General features: G+C 58.0%; 18 protein-coding genes. 6 read left to right on the forward strand and 12 right to left on the reverse strand.

What is annotated here, in order from left to right; all coding sequences use genetic code 11:
* Positions 1-146: 146 nt before the first annotated feature.
* From LMS44_RS01835 to LMS44_RS01850, 4 genes are all read left to right on the forward strand, one after another.
* Positions 147-1,070, forward strand: a complete 924-nt coding sequence (locus LMS44_RS01835) for an aminotransferase class IV (protein WP_278371596.1) — start codon at positions 147-149, stop codon at positions 1,068-1,070.
* The gene (locus tag LMS44_RS01840; RefSeq protein ID WP_278371595.1) at positions 1,063-1,422 is read left to right on the forward strand and encodes a hypothetical protein; all 360 of its coding nucleotides are present in this window, start codon (positions 1,063-1,065) and stop codon (positions 1,420-1,422) included. Before LMS44_RS01835 ends, LMS44_RS01840 begins: the two co-directional genes overlap by 8 nt.
* Positions 1,412-1,996: an RBBP9/YdeN family alpha/beta hydrolase gene (locus LMS44_RS01845; protein WP_278371594.1), complete on the forward strand. Its 585-nt coding sequence runs from the start codon at positions 1,412-1,414 to the stop codon at positions 1,994-1,996. The genes LMS44_RS01840 and LMS44_RS01845 overlap by 11 nt, the downstream gene beginning before the upstream one ends.
* Before the next feature lie 210 nt (positions 1,997-2,206).
* Complete coding sequence (locus LMS44_RS01850) at positions 2,207-2,758, forward strand: 2'-5' RNA ligase family protein (RefSeq protein WP_230805507.1); 552 nt, start codon at positions 2,207-2,209, stop codon at positions 2,756-2,758.
* A gap of 132 nt (positions 2,759-2,890) precedes the next feature.
* Here LMS44_RS01850 and LMS44_RS01855 read toward each other — a convergent pair whose 3' ends face one another.
* The 11 genes from LMS44_RS01855 to dksA all read right to left on the reverse strand — a co-directional run bounded on the left by LMS44_RS01855 (position 2,891) and on the right by dksA (position 15,310).
* Positions 2,891-4,069 (reverse strand): acetyl-CoA C-acetyltransferase, encoded by a 1,179-nt coding sequence (locus tag LMS44_RS01855; RefSeq protein WP_022520696.1) that lies wholly within the window; start codon positions 4,067-4,069, stop codon positions 2,891-2,893.
* Positions 4,070-4,289: 220 nt separating this feature from the next.
* On the reverse strand, positions 4,290-4,670 hold the full coding sequence (gene panD, locus LMS44_RS01860; RefSeq protein WP_007111819.1) for an aspartate 1-decarboxylase: 381 nt from the start codon (positions 4,668-4,670) through the stop codon (positions 4,290-4,292).
* Between the two features lie 29 nt (positions 4,671-4,699).
* A complete protein-coding gene (gene panC, locus LMS44_RS01865; RefSeq protein ID WP_022520695.1) occupies positions 4,700-5,572 on the reverse strand; it encodes a pantoate--beta-alanine ligase in 873 nt (290 codons plus the stop codon).
* A gap of 59 nt (positions 5,573-5,631) precedes the next feature.
* Positions 5,632-6,423, reverse strand: coding sequence for a 3-methyl-2-oxobutanoate hydroxymethyltransferase (gene panB / locus LMS44_RS01870; RefSeq protein WP_278371591.1), 792 nt, complete (start codon positions 6,421-6,423; stop codon positions 5,632-5,634).
* Positions 6,424-6,580: 157 nt separating this feature from the next.
* Entirely contained in the window at positions 6,581-7,075 is a 495-nt protein-coding gene (gene folK, locus LMS44_RS01875; protein WP_278371589.1) for a 2-amino-4-hydroxy-6-hydroxymethyldihydropteridine diphosphokinase, read from the reverse strand.
* Positions 7,075-8,457 (reverse strand): polynucleotide adenylyltransferase PcnB, encoded by a 1,383-nt coding sequence (gene pcnB / locus LMS44_RS01880; protein ID WP_009287938.1) that lies wholly within the window; start codon positions 8,455-8,457, stop codon positions 7,075-7,077. Before pcnB ends, folK begins: the two co-directional genes overlap by 1 nt.
* Before the next feature lie 914 nt (positions 8,458-9,371).
* Positions 9,372-10,766 (reverse strand): sigma-54-dependent transcriptional regulator, encoded by a 1,395-nt coding sequence (locus tag LMS44_RS01885; protein WP_278371586.1) that lies wholly within the window; start codon positions 10,764-10,766, stop codon positions 9,372-9,374.
* Complete coding sequence (locus tag LMS44_RS01890) at positions 10,744-13,692, reverse strand: ATP-binding protein (RefSeq protein ID WP_278371584.1); 2,949 nt, start codon at positions 13,690-13,692, stop codon at positions 10,744-10,746. The genes LMS44_RS01885 and LMS44_RS01890 overlap by 23 nt, the downstream gene beginning before the upstream one ends.
* Entirely contained in the window at positions 13,682-13,858 is a 177-nt protein-coding gene (locus LMS44_RS01895; RefSeq protein ID WP_007111811.1) for a hypothetical protein, read from the reverse strand. Before LMS44_RS01895 ends, LMS44_RS01890 begins: the two co-directional genes overlap by 11 nt.
* Position 13,859: 1 nt before the next feature.
* Entirely contained in the window at positions 13,860-14,771 is a 912-nt protein-coding gene (gene gluQRS, locus LMS44_RS01900) for a tRNA glutamyl-Q(34) synthetase GluQRS (protein ID WP_278371583.1), read from the reverse strand.
* A gap of 101 nt (positions 14,772-14,872) precedes the next feature.
* Positions 14,873-15,310, reverse strand: a complete 438-nt coding sequence (gene dksA, locus LMS44_RS01905; RefSeq protein ID WP_007111809.1) for an RNA polymerase-binding protein DksA — start codon at positions 15,308-15,310, stop codon at positions 14,873-14,875.
* A 215-nt stretch (positions 15,311-15,525) separates the two neighbouring features.
* Between dksA and LMS44_RS01910 the strand changes: the two genes are divergently transcribed.
* Positions 15,526-16,686 carry an aminotransferase class I/II-fold pyridoxal phosphate-dependent enzyme gene (locus LMS44_RS01910; RefSeq protein ID WP_278371582.1) on the forward strand — a complete coding sequence of 387 codons (1,161 nt, stop codon included), beginning with the start codon at positions 15,526-15,528 and terminating at the stop codon, positions 16,684-16,686.
* The gene (gene sfsA, locus LMS44_RS01915) at positions 16,686-17,414 is read left to right on the forward strand and encodes a DNA/RNA nuclease SfsA (RefSeq protein ID WP_190374082.1); all 729 of its coding nucleotides are present in this window, start codon (positions 16,686-16,688) and stop codon (positions 17,412-17,414) included. Before LMS44_RS01910 ends, sfsA begins: the two co-directional genes overlap by 1 nt.
* Before the next feature lie 33 nt (positions 17,415-17,447).
* Here sfsA and LMS44_RS01920 read toward each other — a convergent pair whose 3' ends face one another.
* A complete protein-coding gene (locus LMS44_RS01920) occupies positions 17,448-17,897 on the reverse strand; it encodes a DUF4426 domain-containing protein (protein ID WP_278371581.1) in 450 nt (149 codons plus the stop codon).
* Positions 17,898-17,901: the final 4 nt, after the last annotated feature.

Here is a 17,901-nt window from a genome sequence, read left to right on the forward strand (position 1 = left end):
ATAAACAGATCATACAAGAAGCCGCGCTGACCACGCTGTAAAAATCGCTGAGCAAAACTCAGCCCAGTTTGAGATTTACTCACTCGTTTTTAAAACATACAGAGGACAGACTGACGATATCGATAATCTGCTACTGGGTGGGTGCCATGCTAAACGCTCCTGATGACCGAGATGGGTTGATCTGGCTCGATGGTGAGCTGCTTCCTTGGCGTGAGGCGCGCCTGCATGTGCTTAGCCATGCGTTACACATGGGGGGAGCGGTATTCGAAGGCATGCGTGCCTACGGGCGGCGTGTTTTTCTGGGTGACGCGCATTTGGAGCGTTTAGAGCGTTCCGCAGCACTACTGGACTATCGGCTGCCCTGGTCGCACCGCGAGCTCAGCCAAGCGATTGACGCGGTGCTATGGGCCAATCAGCTAACCGATGCGTATATCCGCCCTATCGCCTGGCGTGGCGCGGATAGTGTGTCTATCGCGGCGCCTCAAGCACGTGTCCATGTGGCGATTGCCGCCTGGGATTGGCCTACGGCGGCGTCCCAGGGGCGGGCAGAGGTAGGTATTCGGCTGCAACTGGCCAACTGGCGACGCCCGCCCCCTAATACGGCGCCTACTGCCTCTAAGTGTTCTGGACTGTATATGATCGGCACGCTAGCCCGCCATGCGGCCATAGCAGTAGGTTGTGATGACGCGTTACTGCTCGATAGCGACGGCTTAGTCGCTGAAACGACAGCCACTAATCTGCTTTTGGTCAGTGATGGCGTACTGGTAACCCCACTGCCGACCTGTTTTCTTGATGGCATCACCAAGCGCCATGTGTTGGGTTTGGCACGTCAGAGAGGCCTGCCGGTAGAGGAGCGAGCGGTTACACTCGAGGAACTGCGTGCTGCAACCGAAGTGTTGACTGCCGGCACCTCGGTCGAGCTTCAGCCGGTGGTGGCATTGGTGGAAGATAAGGCGAAGACCGAATGGCCCGTGGGCCCTGTCACCCAGCAACTGATTGCGGACTTTCATGCTACGGTCACTGGGGCTAAGAACGGTATAGCTGCAAGGCGACAGAACATTGATGCCTGAGCCCGTCTATATCAGCGCGGCGGATAGTTATGCGCTGCGCGGGTGGGTATGGCGCCGACCTTGTGTTTCGTCGTCTCACCCTGGCCCCGTGGTGATCATTAACACCGCCACCTCGGTGCGCTGCCGCTATTACATGCCCTTTGCTGATTATTTGTATCAGCAAGGGTGGGACGCAGTGACCTACGACTACCGGGGAATCGGCGATTCGCGCCACCATTCGCTGCGCAAACTCAAGGCCGACTGGATCGACTGGGGGCAGCATGATTTTGAAGGCGTTCTACGCTACGTCGCCAGACGTTTTCCTGGCGAGCTGCGCTATCGACCGCGTAAGGAGACCTGCAATGACAACTAACAAGCCAGCGACCCAGCTGCTATTTCTGCCCGGTCTCGGCAATTCTGATGCCGACCACTGGCAGTCACTATGGGGGCTAAAGCGGCCTAATAGCCTCCGTTTTCAGCCTGGCTCCTGGGATGAGCCGAATCTCAACGATTGGCTGCAGGCATTGGATACCGCCATTGATGAAGCTGAGGCACCGGTATTGCTCGTTGCTCACAGTCTTGCGTGCCTGCTGGTGGCGCACTGGGTACAGGAGGTCACTGTTAGCGATAAGAAGAGCAGCGATGAGAGATCTCATCGAGTGGCGCAGGTAAGCGGCGCGTTGCTGGTGGCAGTACCTGACCCTGGCGCAAAGGCTTTCCCACCCGAAGCGAGCGATTTCCGCAACGCTCCTGCTCGGCCTCTGCCATTTCCAGCGCTGGTTGTAGCCAGCAGTGACGACCCCTACGCGACGACAGACTATGCCCGGCAGCAGGCTGCGACATGGCAAGCCGACTTTGTTGACGTGGGCGCCTGCGGGCATATCAACGCCGCAAGTCAGTTGGGGGAGTGGCCTCAGGGGTGGGCGTTGTTGGAGGCATTAGCATGAGTTTTCATACGATGACAGCACGCGATGCACTGACTGCGCTCTGGTCACTGGGTGGTTTGCCGGCGGAGGCTTTGGACAAGATCACGTTGACCGGCATGATCCCGTTTTCCCCTCCTCGTTTGCCGTTGGCGCCACCGCGGCGCTTGCTGCCTGCGAGCGGGGTATTCACGCTAACAGCCCTGCGGGCTGGCCTAACTGGACGATGTGCACATGACCCGAGTGGCACCGCAAGCGGCCTTGATCGTTCCTGTTCGCGAAGCCGAACCCGTGGTTGGCGAGCTTCGTCAGCGCTATGATGCCACAGCGGCTATAGGCGTGCCCGCGCACATAACGCTACTTTATCCCTTTGTATCACCTAACGAGATTGTCGAGAAAGATCTTCGCAAGCTTAAAGCGATTGCTAAACAAACCACGGCTTTTGAGTTTTGGCTATCGGGTGTGGGACGATTCACGGACACGGTGTATCTTCAGCCAAGCCCTAGCGCTCCTTTTATCTCGCTGATTAAAGCATTCGTCGATGCCTTCCCAGACTACCCACCCTACGGTGGTCTCCATACGGGCAGCATACCTCACCTCACCGTCGCCAGAGAGAGTGGGCCAGAGGCACTCGAACGAATAGAAGATGAGGTGCGTTTGTTGATGGCGAAACAGAGGGCGATTCAGTGTTACTGCAAAAATTTTGCGTTGATCGTGAATACTGAGGGGAGATGGGTGACTCAACAACGATTTTCTCTTGTCGCGTCAGAGGCCAATGGCGACTAGTGCCATTTAGCTCGGTAATGATGATGTTAGTAGAACAAGATAAAGAGGTTTGTGCATCCCGAACGGAAAAAGCCCTCGTCAATTGACAAGGGCTTATATTAGTTCTTAGTTAAGCGAGCGAAGGGTAGGTTTTTAAGGCCGCTCGATAGCCAAGGCTACGCCCTGACCGCCGCCGATGCACAGCGTCGCGAGGCCTTTCTTGGCGTCGCGGGCGATCATTTCGTGGAGCAGCGTGACCAGTACGCGGCAGCCGGAGGCACCAATGGGGTGGCCTAGAGCGATCGCGCCGCCGTTGACGTTCACTTTAGACGTATCCCAGCCGAGCTCTTTGTTGACGGATAGCGCCTGGGCGGCAAACGCTTCGTTGGCTTCGACCAAGTCTAGATCATCCAGGCTCCAGCCGGCTTTTTCAAGGCAGCGGCGAGTGGCCGGTGCGGGCCCGATACCCATAATGGCAGGGTCAACGCCTGCGTTGGAGTAAGCCGCTATGCGTGCCAGTGGCTCTAGCCCCAACTGCTTAGCTTTTTCGGCGGAGCAGAGCATAACCACCGCCGCGCCGTCGTTGAGCGCCGAGGCGTTACCGGCGGTAACGGTGCCGTCTTTCTTAAACGCAGGGCGCATGCCGCCAAGCTTCTCCGCGGTAACTTCCCGTGGGTTCTCGTCGGTATCAAACACCACCGGGTCGCCTTTGCGCTGGGGAATTTCCACCGGCACGATCTGGCCTTTGAACTTACCTTCTTTGATGGCGGCAGCGGCTTTCTGCTGTGACGCTGCGGCGAACTCATCCATCGCTTCGCGGGTGATACCGTACTTCTCGGCTAAATTCTCGGCGGTAATACCCATATGGTAGTTGTTGAACGCATCCCACAGGCCGTCGTGTACCATGGAATCAATTGCCTTCCAATCGCCCATGCGCTGACCGTTGCGAGAATTGGGCAGTACGTGGGGCGAGGCAGACATATTCTCCTGACCGCCGGCCAGAATCAGCTCGGCATCGCCGCAGCGAATGGCCTGCGTAGCGAGATGCAGTGCCTTAAGGCCTGAGCCACACACTTTGTTGATGGTCATGGCCGGTACCGAGTCCGGTAGGCCGCCTTTAATAGCCGCTTGGCGCGCCGGGTTTTGACCAACGCCCGCGGTGAGCACCTGGCCCAGCAGTACTTCGTCAACCTGATCGGGAGAAACGCCGGTTGAGGCAAGGATATCCTTGATCACCAAAGCGCCTAGGTCGCTCGCTGGAATACCTGCGAGGGAGCCGCCGAAAGCGCCCACAGCGGTGCGGCGTGCCGCAACAATGACTACTTCTTGCATAAGATGACTCCTGGAGTAATTAACAGACAGTCTGATACCAGATGCCCGATGGGCGTGCTCTGTCAGCCGTACTCTTTTATTCGTACTCTGTCAGCCGTCTCTTCAGCATAGGGGAAGGTGGTGCGTTGCGGCAATAAACCTTTATGGGCAAATAAAAACGGGCCAACATGTGGCCCGTCAGAAGAAAGCATTAGAGGCGCTAAGATTAGGCCAGTTGTGATCAGGCCAACTGTACCGGGATAATATTGCTGGTGTGGCTGACGTGGTTGCCTTCCTGGAGATACACCAAAGCAGGCTGGTGGTTTTCCAGTTCGGCTTCGGAGTAGTGGGCATAGCTGCAGATAATGATCCGGTGGCCAGGGGCGGCGAGGTGGGCCGCAGCGCCGTTGATCGAAATGAGCTTGGAGCCTTCCTCACCGCGAATGGCGTAAGTGGTAAAGCGTTCGCCATTCTCGACGTTGTAAATCTGGATCTGCTCATTTTCACGAATACCCGCCATATCCAGCAGGTCGCCGTCGATGGCGCAGGAGCCTTCGTAGTTAAGCACCGCGTGAGTGACGCGAGCCATGTGCAGCTTGGCTTTGAGCATAATGGTATGCATGTGAGTTCCTATTTTTACCCGTTGTTTGTTTATTCTCTGCCAGTAGTGGCAGCGCTGGCCGGGAGTTGAACAGTGAGGTTGTCGATTAATCGCGCCGGGCCCAGCTTGGCGGCGGCCAGCAGTACCGCATGGCGGGTCGCTAGGTTAATGGGGCCTAGCGTGACATCGCGCAGTTCCAAATAGTCCAGCGTAAAGCCCGCATCATACAGCGCGGTGTTGCCCTGGTGTAGTACCTTTTCGATAGGTTCTCCGCGCTCTAGCGCATCGCGAAGCGTACACAGCGTGCGGTAAAGCGCAGGGGCGATTGCACGCTCCTCGCTACTTAAATAGCCATTGCGTGATGACAGTGCCAGGCCATCTTCTGCGCGCACGATGGGCACGCCGATAATTTCGATGGGCATGTGCAGATCGCACACCAGCTTACGAATCACCGCAAGCTGTTGGTAATCCTTCTCCCCAAAGCAGGCGACGTCGGGCTGCACCAAATTAAACAGCATGCTAACCACGGTGGAGACACCGTCAAAATGGCCGGGGCGTGAGCCACCACACAGACCCTCACCCACCACGGGCACATGCACGCGGGTCTGGGCGTCCAAGCCGTTGGGGTAGAGCGAGCTCACCGCCGGGGCGAACAGCACGTTGCAGCCGGCCTCGATAAGCTGCGCTTGATCGGCATCAAAGGTACGCGGGTAACCGTCTAAATCTTCGCCTGGGCCAAACTGCATCGGATTGACAAACAGGCTTGCGACCACGATATCGGCGTGCTGGCGCGCGCAGGCGACCAGCGCTAGGTGCCCGGCATGTAGGTTGCCCATGGTGGGTACCAGGGCAATACGCTGGCCGCGTTGGCGGTAATCTCGCAGCGTGCTGCGTAGCTGATCAATGTCTCGCAAAGTGCGCATAGTCGTTTCGCGTCAATAACAAAAAATGGTCGATAGACTAGATGTCTTAACCGTCATCTTTAAAAGCAGTGCTCTTGGGCTGGGAAAGTGCGTGTTTTGACCGCTTCATGGTAGCGCTGAAACGCAGTTTGAATACTGTCCGCCTCAACCATAAAGTTTTTTACAAAGCGGGGTGTGCGGCCATGGGTGATGCCGAGCACATCGTGCATCACCAGAATCTGGCCATCGGTATCCGGTCCTGCGCCAATGCCAATCACCGGCACATCCAGCGCGGCGGTGACCGCTTTGCCCAGACTGGCAGGAACGCACTCAAGCAGAATCACCGAGGCGCCCGCCTCGACAAGCACTTTTGCGTCATTAATGATGCGCTCAGCGTGAGCAGCGTCGCGCCCCTGCACTTTATAGCCACCTAGCTGATGCACGGTTTGTGGGGTTAAGCCCAGGTGGGCACATACCGGTACGCCGCGGCGGGTGAGTTCACGAATGCCATCGGCCATCCACGCTTCGCCTTCCAGCTTGACCAGTTCCGCTCCCGCGCGCATCACGGCACCGGCATCTTCCAACAGGCGCTCGGTGGTGGCGTTGCTCATAAAGGGTAGATCCACCATCAGCAGGCTATGGCCTTTACCACGTGCCGCGCAGCGGGTGTGGTAAACGATGTCGTCAATGGTGACGGGGAGGGTGCTGTTATGGCCCTGTAGCACCATGCCCAGCGAATCACCGACGAGCAGGACATCAATGCCTGCCTGGCTTGCCGCATGGGCAAAGGAGGCGTCGTAAGCGGTTAGGCAACTGAACGTCTCGCCAGCCTGCTTATAGGCCTGCAGCGTGCTTAGGGTGACGGTTTTCATGGCGTGCTCTCATGTTTTACGTGAGGCCGCTGCGACATAGGCAGCCGACCATTATTGATGCTGCATCCCTGCATGCGCGAAGTGGCGTAACCGGCAATTGTTACCTGAATGGGGTGTCGGTGTCGAGATTTGTGTCAAATGGTAGCGTTAGCCGCAACTAGGCGCAGGGTAAGCGTTCCAAGCCTTGGTTATCAACTTGCTCAAGCCACGTGGATAGCGGCTGTTGGAGAAGGTCTAGAGAGGGGGCGATCTCTGCGAGGGGGAGCAGTACAAAGGCCCGGGCAGTTATTTGCGGGTGCGGCACGCGTAGGCGTGGCGTATCAATAGTGTCATTAGCGTAGAGCAGCAGGTCAAGATCGAGCGTTCGGGGCCCCCAGCGGCGCTGGCGGCGGCGGCGATGCTGCTGCTCTAACGCCTGAAGCTGGTCGAGTAGCGCCAGCGGCGAGAGCCGTGTCTCCAGCGCGGCCACCGCGTTGATAAAGTCCGGCTGATCCTGCGGCCCCACCGGGCGACTGGCGTAAAGCGATGATGCTGCCACCAATCGGCTTAGCGGTAGTATTGCCAGCTCGTTGAGGGCCTCGCGAACCTGCTCGATAGGCGACTCTAGATTACTACCCAAGCCAATATAGGCGAGCTGGGGAGGAGTACCCACTACTCTGGCGCGCTCGGCTTTCGGCGCCGTTTACGACGACGGTCGCCCTGGCTGGCGGGGTCGCCGCCAACTTTTTGCAGTAAGCGGCGCTGTTCGTGCTCATCGCCGCGCTGAAACGCCGTCCACCATTCGCCTAAACCACTCGGTATCTCGCCCGCCTGTTCGCGCAGCAGCAGCAGGTCATAGCCCGCTCTGAAACGCGAATGTTCGCGGGTTTGAAAGGCCTTTTTACCGCGCCGCTGGGGTAGGCGCTGCTGTAATTCCCAAATTTCCCGCATCGGGATGCCAAAGCGCTTGGGAATCGATGTGAACTCTAACTGACGGGAGACCACCTGCTGAGCGGCTGCTTGAAGCGCCGGAATGGGCGGCATGCCCTCTTGCTCCAGCGCTTCCTGGCGATGCTTGACCGGGGCCCATAAAAACGCTGCCAGCAGGAAGGCCGGGGTGACGGGGCGCTCTTCGGCAATACGTTTATCGGTGTTGGTCAGCGCCTGCTCAATCAGCTCTTCGGCCCAGGCGGCATCGGCCATGGCTTCTTCGGCCTCGGGGAACAGCATGCCGAACAGGCCGTAGTGGCTGAGTAGCCGGAAGGTGACCAAACCGTGGCCCGACATAAACAGCTTGAGGACTTCATCGAATAGCCGTGCTGGTGGAATCTGCAGCAGCAGCGGTGCCTGATCGTACATCGGCGCTTCGGTGGCGGGGTCTAGCGTGAAGTCGAGCTTAGCCGCAAAGCGCACCGCCCGCAGCATCCGTACCGGGTCTTCGCGGTAGCGTGTCGCCGGGTCGCCAATCAGGCGCAGGGTGCGGGTCTTAATATCCTCGGCACCATTGGCAAAATCAGTGATGCTGAAGTCGGCGATATTGTAGTAGAGCGCATTAACGGTAAAGTCGCGGCGCAGCGCGTCTTCTTCGATATTGCCCCATACATTGTCGCGCAGCAGTAACCCTTCATCGGACTGGTGGGCAATGTGGTCGCCATGCTCGTCTTGGGGTTTGCCACGGAAGGTGGTGACCTCAATGACCTCGCGGCCAAAGCGCACATGGACAATCCGAAAACGGCGGCCGATCAGGCGCGAGTTACGAAATAGATCGCGAACCTGCTCTGGAGTGGCGTTGGTGGCGACATCAAAATCTTTGGGCATCTTGCCCAGCAGCGCATCACGAATGCAACCGCCCACCAAATAGGCGTCGAAACCCGCGCCGCTAAGGCGATAAAGCACTTTTAACGCGGCATCGCTAATATGCTGGCGAGAAACAGGGTGCTCTGACCGAGGGATGTTGCGCGGAGTGAGGGCGCTGGTGGTGCTCTCTTGGGGATCAAGCAAGGTTTTCAATTGCTCCCCCGGGCTGTGTAGGAAACGGGTAAATCCTTTAAACATGCGACGATTTCAACTCGCAGGTACGAAAAAATGGTCGTAAAAATAGTCGTTAGAAAACACTTCAAACGAGTACTGAACATAAACCACGAGTGGCTGAGTGTAGCCGACCCTTCATGGCTTGCAAAGTAGCGGCTTGCAAAGCACTTGACGCTGGCGGGGGCTAACACAGGTTTTAAACCCAGGCTCCAAACACGGAAAGGGGAGGCTAAAAGAGCCTCCCCTATCAAGCAATTAATCAGCGTCCGTGCTGCTATTTTTCTTCATGATGGCACATCGCCCTGAATACGCACCGCAGTCGGTAGGCGTAAGGATCACGATGGTTCCGACCGCCTCGTATTCAAAACAATAATCCAACCGCGAACTTTTCTCCCCCCGGGGTATTATTATTGGCGCCGGGGTGTACACACTGACAGCTATTGTTGTTGTTAGGATGCCAAGTCACATTGTACGTCGCGTCCTTTCGGGCCACTTGCTAACTTTTGTTGTTGTTCGCTGCGCCTGTGTTGCCTGCGCAAGCAAGTAATGAGATTCAAGTCTGTTGTTCTTGTTAGTACCGTTATCTCTACCTGGCCCTGTTGTTTTTGTTGTGGCTCAGGTTGTGGCGAGGTCATGTTGTTTTTGTTGGTGACCTGGCGCTATGCCCAGTTTGTTTTTCTTACCCAGTAATACTGCAGGCCCTGTGCCACCTATTTAATAAATTATAAATTTCAGAAGGTTGGAGTTTTTTAAGTCGCTGAGGAACTTTACGGCGCGAGAAGTGTTACCCCTTTCGCGGCCGTTTGTGCGCGGCGTTGTGTGGGAAGGTAACAGTACCTGGGTAGCGAAAGGCAGAATATTTCTTATTTAAATCAGTATATTAGACGATGGTCGTAGGGGTGGTGTGGAGGCGCGAGTGGATAGCAATGCCCAGGTGCTTAACCTGGGCGCCGGGCGGTTTTTTTGCGCGGTATGCCAAGCCGCTGGCGTCGTTCCCAAAGGTTTTTACGGCTAATGCCCAGTTTTTGTGCCAATTCGGTTTCACTCATTTGGTCTTGGTGTTCGAGGACAAAGTGCTGAAAATAATCTTCTAAAGAGAGATCATCTTCATTCTCTTCAGCACTTTTATCACCGCCACCACTGGCAGCAGGTGTGCTGGACGCGCCAGAGGACGGATGGGGGCGTGGGGTGGTCGGCGCTAGACCCAGGTCATCCGGATGGATCAGATGCCCCTCGGCAAGAATCACTCCGCGCTCAAGGGCATTCTCCAGCTCGCGAACGTTACCCGGCCAAGGGTAGTCGCGCAGATCCTGGCGGGCTGCGCGGGACAAACGCAGGCCCGTGCGTTCGTGGCGCTTACACGCCTTGTCGAGCAGAATGTCGGCGATCTCAAGCACGTCATCCTCGCGCTCGCGCAGCGGCGGCAGCTCGATCTGCATCACGTTCAGTCGGTAGTAAAGGTCAAGGCGGAACTCGCCGGTTTTTGACAGTGCTCGCAGGTCACGATGGGTGGCTGCAATCAGGCGGACATTGACGTGGCGGGTTTCCACCGAGCCAATTTTACGGATTTCACCCTCTTGAAGAACGCGCAGCAGACGCGCCTGGGCATCCAGCGGTAGTTCACCAATCTCATCCAAAAATAGCGTACCGCCATCAGCGGCTTCGACTAACCCGGTGCGCGCAGCGCTGGCGCCGGTAAAAGCGCCTTTCTCATGGCCAAACAGCTCTGATTCGATCAGCGTTTCAGGAATCGCCGCGCAGTTGACGCAGATCAATGGTGCCTTGGCGCGCTTGCTCTGCTGGTGAATGGCGCGTGCCACCAGCTCCTTGCCGGTACCTGACTCGCCAAGAATCAATACGGTGACATCGGCCGGGGCGGTTTTACTAATGCGGGTGTAGACCTTCTGCATGGCAACGCAGTTGCCGATCATGGTTTGCCGGCTGCCGCCTGCATCGGTGATATCCGGGGGCGGACTCTGCTGCATCGACTGCTTGTGCAGGATCCGCTCAACGGTCTCCAATAGCTCCGCGTGGTCAAAGGGCTTGGCAACGTAGTCCACGGCCCCCTGTTTGAGCGCTTCCACCGCAGAGCGCATGCTGGCGTAGCTGGTCATGATCAATACCGGTACGGGGGCCGCGGCGGTGATCAGCGAGGTACCCGGCTCGCCTGGCAGACGTAGGTCGCTGATGATGAGGTCGAACCCTGCGAGCTCAAGCTGGCTGGCCTCCTCAGCGTTACCTGCTTCGCTGACCGTATAGTTGTGGCGTTCCAGAAGGCGCTTTAGCGCGCTGCGAATAATCGCTTCATCTTCAACAATCAGAATCCTGGGCATGGGTTGGCTGATCATCCTGTTGGTAAAGCGGCAGCCATAACGTAATGGCCGTGCCGCGAGGCTGTCCGGGGGGTGGCGAGGCCACGTCTATTTTTCCCTGGTGCTCATTGATAATCTGGTAGGCCAGTGAAAGGCCCAGACCGGTACCCTCGCCGGCGGGTTTGGTGGTGGTAAAGGGCTCGAATAGGTGCTCGCGCACACGTGGGTCGATGCCCTGGCCGTTATCGGTTATCCGCCACCAGGCAAGCTGCTCGTGGCGCCCTGCGGTCATATGAACTTTTCCCCCTTTGCCGCAGGCATCCCGGGCATTGCTTAGCAGGTTGACCATCACTTGCGTTAATCGCTGGGCATCGCCGCGTACCACTACGTCGTCGGGCGTTTCATTGGTTAAGGCAACATCCTCTCCCGAGCGGGCGAGGTGGATCAAGTGCAGTGCATCTTCGCTAATTGATGCAAGTGCCACGGGGGAGGCAGGGCGTGGTACCGATTGGTGCCCCCCATGGGCAAAACCAACCAGTGAGTTAACGATTTTGGTGACACGTTGGGTTAGCTGCTGGATTTGGTCGGCGGTCTCCAGCAGGGCGGGATCGTTGGTGTCGTAGCGAAGGTTTTGCGCCAGTGACGAGATTCCGGTAATTGGGTTGCCAATTTCGTGGGCGACCCCAGCGGCTAACTGGCCGATAGAGGCAAGGCGCGCTGCATGCACCAACTCTTCTTCCAGCCACTTCATTTCGGTATGGTCTTCAATCAGAATAACGCTGCCGCCACGGCTGTCATTGCCGCTAAGAACCGCTTTGTGCAGGGTCAAAAAATAGTCTTTACCGTGCAGTGTGACAGCCTGTTTATACAGCGGTGTTGAGGTGGTCTCTAGCACGCCGCCGAGTAGGTTGGGCCAGGGGGCAGGGAGGCTGTCGCGGCGTGAACCGATCACACTTTCACCGCTAATCCCCGAGAGCTGCGAGAGCGCCTGATTCCACATTAGTAGTTCATCGTCATCGCCTAGCACGCACAGCCCCACAGGCAGATAGGCCAGGGTTTGGCGGTGGTGGCGGCGCAAGCCGTCGAGTTCCCGGGCTAGCCCCGTTAACCGCGAACGGTAGGCTTCCAGGCGACTTTCAACAAAGTGAATATCGTCGGTTTCAGGGGTGTCGTCGTGGCGGTAGGGTAGATAGCGATCAACAATATCCCGTGCCACCGATGGGCCCATTAGGCCCGAGAGATTGGCCTGAATACGGTCACGCAAGCGACGCAGCGCGTAGGGACGGCGCTCCTGGGGCGTTAAGTTGAGTGCTTGCAATGCCCGATTCACTTCACGGCTAGCCGCCTCATCGCCGAGGGCATGGGCTAAGTGGGTAGAAAAATCGCTCGCCGTGGCGGCTTCCAGTGGAAAGCGCTTGGAGCGGATAACGGCATCGACGGAGCACGCTTCCGCGGCGGACTGCTCACCTTCAGAAATACGCGTAAACAGCGATATCACAATCAACAGCAGGATATTGACCGCTAACGAGAGCAGCGTGACGTTGTACCAAACCGGCGCACCAGTGTCGGTAAGCGGGGTAAAGGGCAGCGTCGGTACGGGTAGCGAGAACATGAGCGGCAGCCATAGCCCCCATAGCCATACGCCGACGCCTGCGATGAGGCCAATAATCATGCCTTTACGGTTAGCGCCCGGCCAGTAGAGCAGCGCCAGCATGCCAGGCAGGCACTGGGCCATCCCCACAAATGCGGCTAATCCCAAACCGATGAGCCCATGATGGCGACCTACCCACTGGTAAAACACCCAGCCGCTGATAATCACAGCGACCACTAGCCCTCGGCGCAGCCACAGCAGCCAGCCGTAGAGATCACTGCGCGCTTCCGGGGGCCTCGCTACCAGTACAATATGATTAAGCACCATGCCGGAAAGCGCTAGCGCAATCATAATCATGGTGCCGCTGGCGGCGGCTAGTCCACCGATAAACGCCAGTGCGCCTACCCACCAGTGTTCAGTCATTAGGTAGGCGGCATAGGCGGCGATAGGTATGTTGGGATTGACCGACTGCGCAGCCCACCAAATCAGTGGCACAGGTAGCGCCATTAACAGCAGGAAAAGCGGCAATGTCCAGCTCGCTTGTAGCAGGGTATGCCGCGATAGACTCTCTGAAAAACTGATATGAAACAGATGCGGCATCATAAACGCCGCCGCAAAAAACAGTAGCAGCAGGGTTCGCCACTGGGCCGGGTCAAGTTTGGGTGTCTGTTGTTGAAGAAAAGCGCCAGGGCCCTCCAGCCACAGCTGCAGGTCGCTTGGGCCGTCAAATACCATCCATAGCGCCACCGCACCCAGTCCTAACATGGCCAGCAGTTTAACAATGGATTCAAACGCGATGGCACTAAGCAGGGTGTCGTGGCGGCCGTGAGACTGACTGTGGCGGGCACCGAAAATAACCGCAAAGGCGGCAATCACGGCGCAAAAAAGCAGTGCAACGCTGCCTCCCGCTTGGCTGGCGGTGAGGATATTGATGGCTTCGCTCAGGGTTTGGACTTGAATCCCGAGCAGTGGCAGCACCGCCAGTAGACTGACCAGGGTGACCAGCGTGCCCGCCCAGCGGGAGCGAAAGCGAAAAGCAAACAGATCCGCCAGCGAGGTAAGTTGATAGGTGCGGGTGATGCGCTGGATAGGCACGAGTAGCACTGGGGCAAGCAAGAAGGCGCCCGCTGCGCCCAGGTAGTAGGCGAGGTAGCCAAACCCGGCATGGGCGGCCATTTCCACGCTGCCGTAAATCGCCCAGGCGCTGGCGTAAACCCCCAGGGCAAGGGTATAGACAATGGGATGGCGGGTAATGCGCACCGGCACCCAGCCGCGTTCTACTGCAAAACCGCAGCCAAACAGCAGCGCTAAATAGCCCAGCCCCAGCAGTAGGACACCGACGATCTCAACGTTCATCAAGCTTCCTCTTCTGCTCCAGCCAGAGGGTTAACGCAATTAAACCGCCCCAAATCGCAAAGGGGCGGTACCAGGCGGCCTCAGGGTCGCTCCAGCCATTCATCAGTAGCGGAGAGAGCAGATAGCCACCAAACACCAGAAACAGCATGATGCGATAGACGTACATATCAATCTCCTACTGGAGGTGAAGAGGGATTTAAACGGTGTGCCGTTGGGTTTAAACGTGCCAACGACCAGTTCGCTACCGCCCAGTGTAGCTGAGTCGCGGGGGGCTCTGAGGCCAGTTCTTGTGGCGGCGCTTGATCAAGCGCTTCCAGCGCCTGAAAGAGCTGCTGGCGCACTTTCTGCTCGTCTTCTGCCAGGGCCGGGGCCAGGTTTTGCTTGGAGAGCTTTTGCCCTTCAGCAGTCACAATGAGTGGCAGATGCAGGTAACGCGGCTGCGGTAGCTGAAGTGCGCTCTGCAATTGGCGCTGCCAAGGGGTGTTATCGAGCAAATCGAGCCCGCGTACCACATCGGTAATCTGCTGCTCGGCGTCATCCACTACCACGGCGAGCTGATACGCCCATAGGTCATCTTTGCGCTTTAATACCACATCGCCTAGTTCAGCCGGGTCAAACTGCTGCTCGCCGAACAGCCGGTCTTGCCAGTGGATAGGGCGTTCGCCACGGTCGCTGCGCAGCCGCCAGGCCACCGGTTTATTCGCATCGCAAGCGCCATCGCGGCACCAGCCGGGGTAGATAACAAACGCCTGCCACTGCTTGCGCGAACAGCTGCAGGGATAGGCCAGGCCGAGTTGGACAAGCTGGTCAAGCGCCTGTTGGTAAGCATCGCCGCGAGTGTGCTGCCACATTACCGCTTCGTCCCACTCCAGCCCGAAGGTTTCCAGCTGGCGAAGGATAGTGCTCGCCGCACCTTCAGGGCAGCGCGGTGGGTCGATATCTTCAATGCGCACCAGCCACTGCCCATCGGCCGCGCGGGCATCTAAATAGCTGCCTAAGGCGGCGACCAAAGAGCCAAAGTGCAGCGGGCCAGAGGGCGTAGGGGCAAAGCGCCCCCGGTAGCGAGCAAAATCAATCATGGTAGCGTCATTGTTGAGAGGGGCTGGTTATTTACAAAAAGCCATTCACAAAAACGGGCACCCTAAGGTGCCCGCGTTCGAGTAGCACGGTCTTTTAGTGCTCAGCCGCCTAGCTGTTTCTCTTTGAGTTCCGCCAGGGTTTTGCAATCCACACAAAGGGTGGCGGTGGGGCGAGCTTCTAAACGACGAATGCCGATTTCAACGCCGCAGGCTTCGCAGAAGCCATAATCATCATCATCGATGTTATCTAGCGTCTCGTTAATTTTCTTGAGCAGCTTACGCTCGCGATCCCGGGTACGCAGTTCCAGGCTAAAGCCCTCTTCCTGGGTAGCACGGTCGGCGGGGTCGGCGTAGTTGTTCGCATCTTCCTGCAGGTGGCGTACGGTACGATCCACCTCTTCCATGAGATCCTGTTTCCAATCCAGCAGCAGCTGACGGAAGTGCGCTAGCTGCTGCTCGTTCATATACTCTTCACCCGGCGCTGGCTCATACGGTGTGAAGGACTTGGACGCTTCCGGTTTCTTTTCTGCTACTGGCATGGGACTGCCCCTTACATATGTGACTACTGATCGACCATGAGCGATTGTCACGATCTCACGCCAAAGGGATGCTTGTTTAGCTGAAAAATGACTGGGTTGCAAGCATAATGGTGAGCTTTCGATGAATGTTTGGCCTTGAATATGACTAGCGCCATGTTTTAGTTAGTTTTTCAATATTTGTCCAGTTTCAAAAATGATTAGATGAAGGAGCCGTTATGGCCTGGAATTCGCGTGTCGATCACGTTGCCCCTTTTCGGGTCATGCATTTGCTGGAAATGGCCCAGGCGCGGGAAGCCGCCGGCCACGATGTGATTCACCTGGAAGTAGGCGAGCCGGATTTTGCTACCCCCGAGCCAATTATCGCTGCCGGGCAGCAGGCGTTGGCCAGTGGCCATACCCGCTACACCCCAGCGGCTGGGCTGCCCGCACTGCGCGAGGCGATCGCCGGACATTACGCCGAGCACTTTAACGCTACGGTGGATCCTGCGCGTATTTTGGTAACGCCCGGGGCGTCGGGGGCGCTGCTGCTGGCCAGCCAGTTATTAGTCGAAACCGGCTCGCGGGTGCTGATGGCTGACCCTAACTACCCCTGCAATCGTCACTTTATGGCGCTAGCTGGCGCTGAGATTGATGCGGTATCCGTGGGGCGAGATAGCGGCTGGCAGATGGACGCTGCCCTGGTCGCCCAGCATTGGCGTGAGGACACAAGCCTGGCGATGTTGGCGTCGCCCTCTAACCCTACCGGCCACACGTTGAGTGCGCAACAGCTCTCTGCAGTGCTGGCAGCGGTCGCTGAGCGCGAAGGCGAGGTCATCGTCGATGAGATCTACCAGGGCCTCAACTACGACGATGCACCGCTCTCAGCGACCTCGCTCTCCGCCAACGCCTTTGTGGTCAACAGCTTCTCAAAATATTTTGGTATGACCGGCTGGCGCCTGGGCTGGCTGGTGGCGCCAGAGCATGCAGTGGAGCCATTAACGCGGCTGGCGCAGAACATGTTTCTGGCCGCGCCGACGCCTTCGCAGCATGCCGCCCTGGCGGCGTTTACGCCCGAGTGTCGTGGTGTTCTTGAACAGCGCCGTGAAACCCTGAAAGAGCGCCGCCAAGTGCTGCTGGAGGGCCTTGTAGGCTTGGGGCTGGCACCGGATCTCCCGCCCCAGGGGGCGTTTTATTTGTGGCTGGATATCTCCCGCTACAGCCGGGATAGCCAGGCCTTCTGTGAGCGCCTGCTGCAGGAAGAAAACGTGGCGATTACCCCGGGTATTGATTTTGCCGTACGTGGCGGCGAACACCATGTGCGCATTGCTTTCACCAATGATGTGGCTCGGCTGGAAGAGGCGGTGGCTCGGATTGCACGCTTTGTGGGCAGGCTGTGATGCTGACTTATCCGGCGCTGGTGCCGGGCACGCTGATCAAGCGTTATAAGCGCTTTCTCGCCGATGTGCGTTTGGATGATGGTCGCGAAGTCGTCGCCCACTGCCCCAATACCGGCTCGATGAAGGCGGTGAACGTGCCAGGGTGCCGAGTGTGGTTGTCACCCAGCGATAACCCCAAGCGCAAGCTTGCCTGGACGTGGGAGTTTATCGAGCTGCCCCAAGCGGATGGGCAGGTGGCGCTCGCCTCGGTGCATACCGGCCGCGCTAACCGCATCGTGGAAGCGGCGCTGGAGGCGGGGGCTTTGGCACCGTTGGCAGGCTACGCCACTCTGCGCCGGGAGGTGAAAGTGGCCGACGCCCGCCTCGATTTTAGGCTGGATGACCCAGAGCGGGGGCGGGCGTATATCGAGGTGAAGCAGGTCACCCTCAAAGAGCAGGACGGCCACGGCTACTTTCCGGACTCGGTGAGCGTGCGTGGTACCAAGCATCTGCATTCGCTGCGAGTGCTGGCAGAGCAGGGTGAACGGGCGGTGCTGCTGTTTTGTGTCGCCCATGAAGGTATTGCCGATGTGGCCGCCGCAGCCCATATCGACGCGACTTACGCGGCAGCCCTAGCGGAGGCCTCGGCCAGCGGGGTGGAAGTGCTGGCCTATGGTATTGAGGTGGTGCGGGAGCAACAGCGTCCCATTGGAGTGCGGTTAACCCGCAGCCTGCCTGTACGGTTGTAGATAGGGCTTAGAGATAGGGCTTAGAAATAGGGCTTAGCGATCAATATAAAAACGCTGAATAAAGTTCACCGGTTCGGGGGCTGCGTTGCGGTCGTAGCGCACGCTTAGCTCAAAGCGCATGTTCTCATCGTCGAGTAGGGTAAAAGGCGCCAGGTGGTAGGTGGCATCGCCGTCGTGCACGGTGCGAAAGCTGAGCGACTCCTGAGCGCCCGTCAAGCCGCTTACGTGGCCCTGTACGCTGGCGTTAACGGGGCGGGTACTGCCATCCTCCTGGCGTTCGCGCACGCTCACATTGACCAGGCCGCGGTTGGCGCTGCGCTGGAGATTGTTCGCTTGGGCCACTTCCGGGGTCAAAAAGCTGCTGTTCACCGCGCTGTAGTGAATCTCGTAATCGTCCACGCTGACGAACTGCTCAGCGTGGACCCCAGCGGCGGCAAAGAGCGTGCCGACAAGGGCGGCACCGATCATTAATCTGCGTAACATGGCG

The sequence above is a fragment of the Halomonas profundus genome (genome assembly GCF_020865425.1).
GTDB classification, from domain to species: domain Bacteria; phylum Pseudomonadota; class Gammaproteobacteria; order Pseudomonadales; family Halomonadaceae; genus Vreelandella; species Vreelandella titanicae.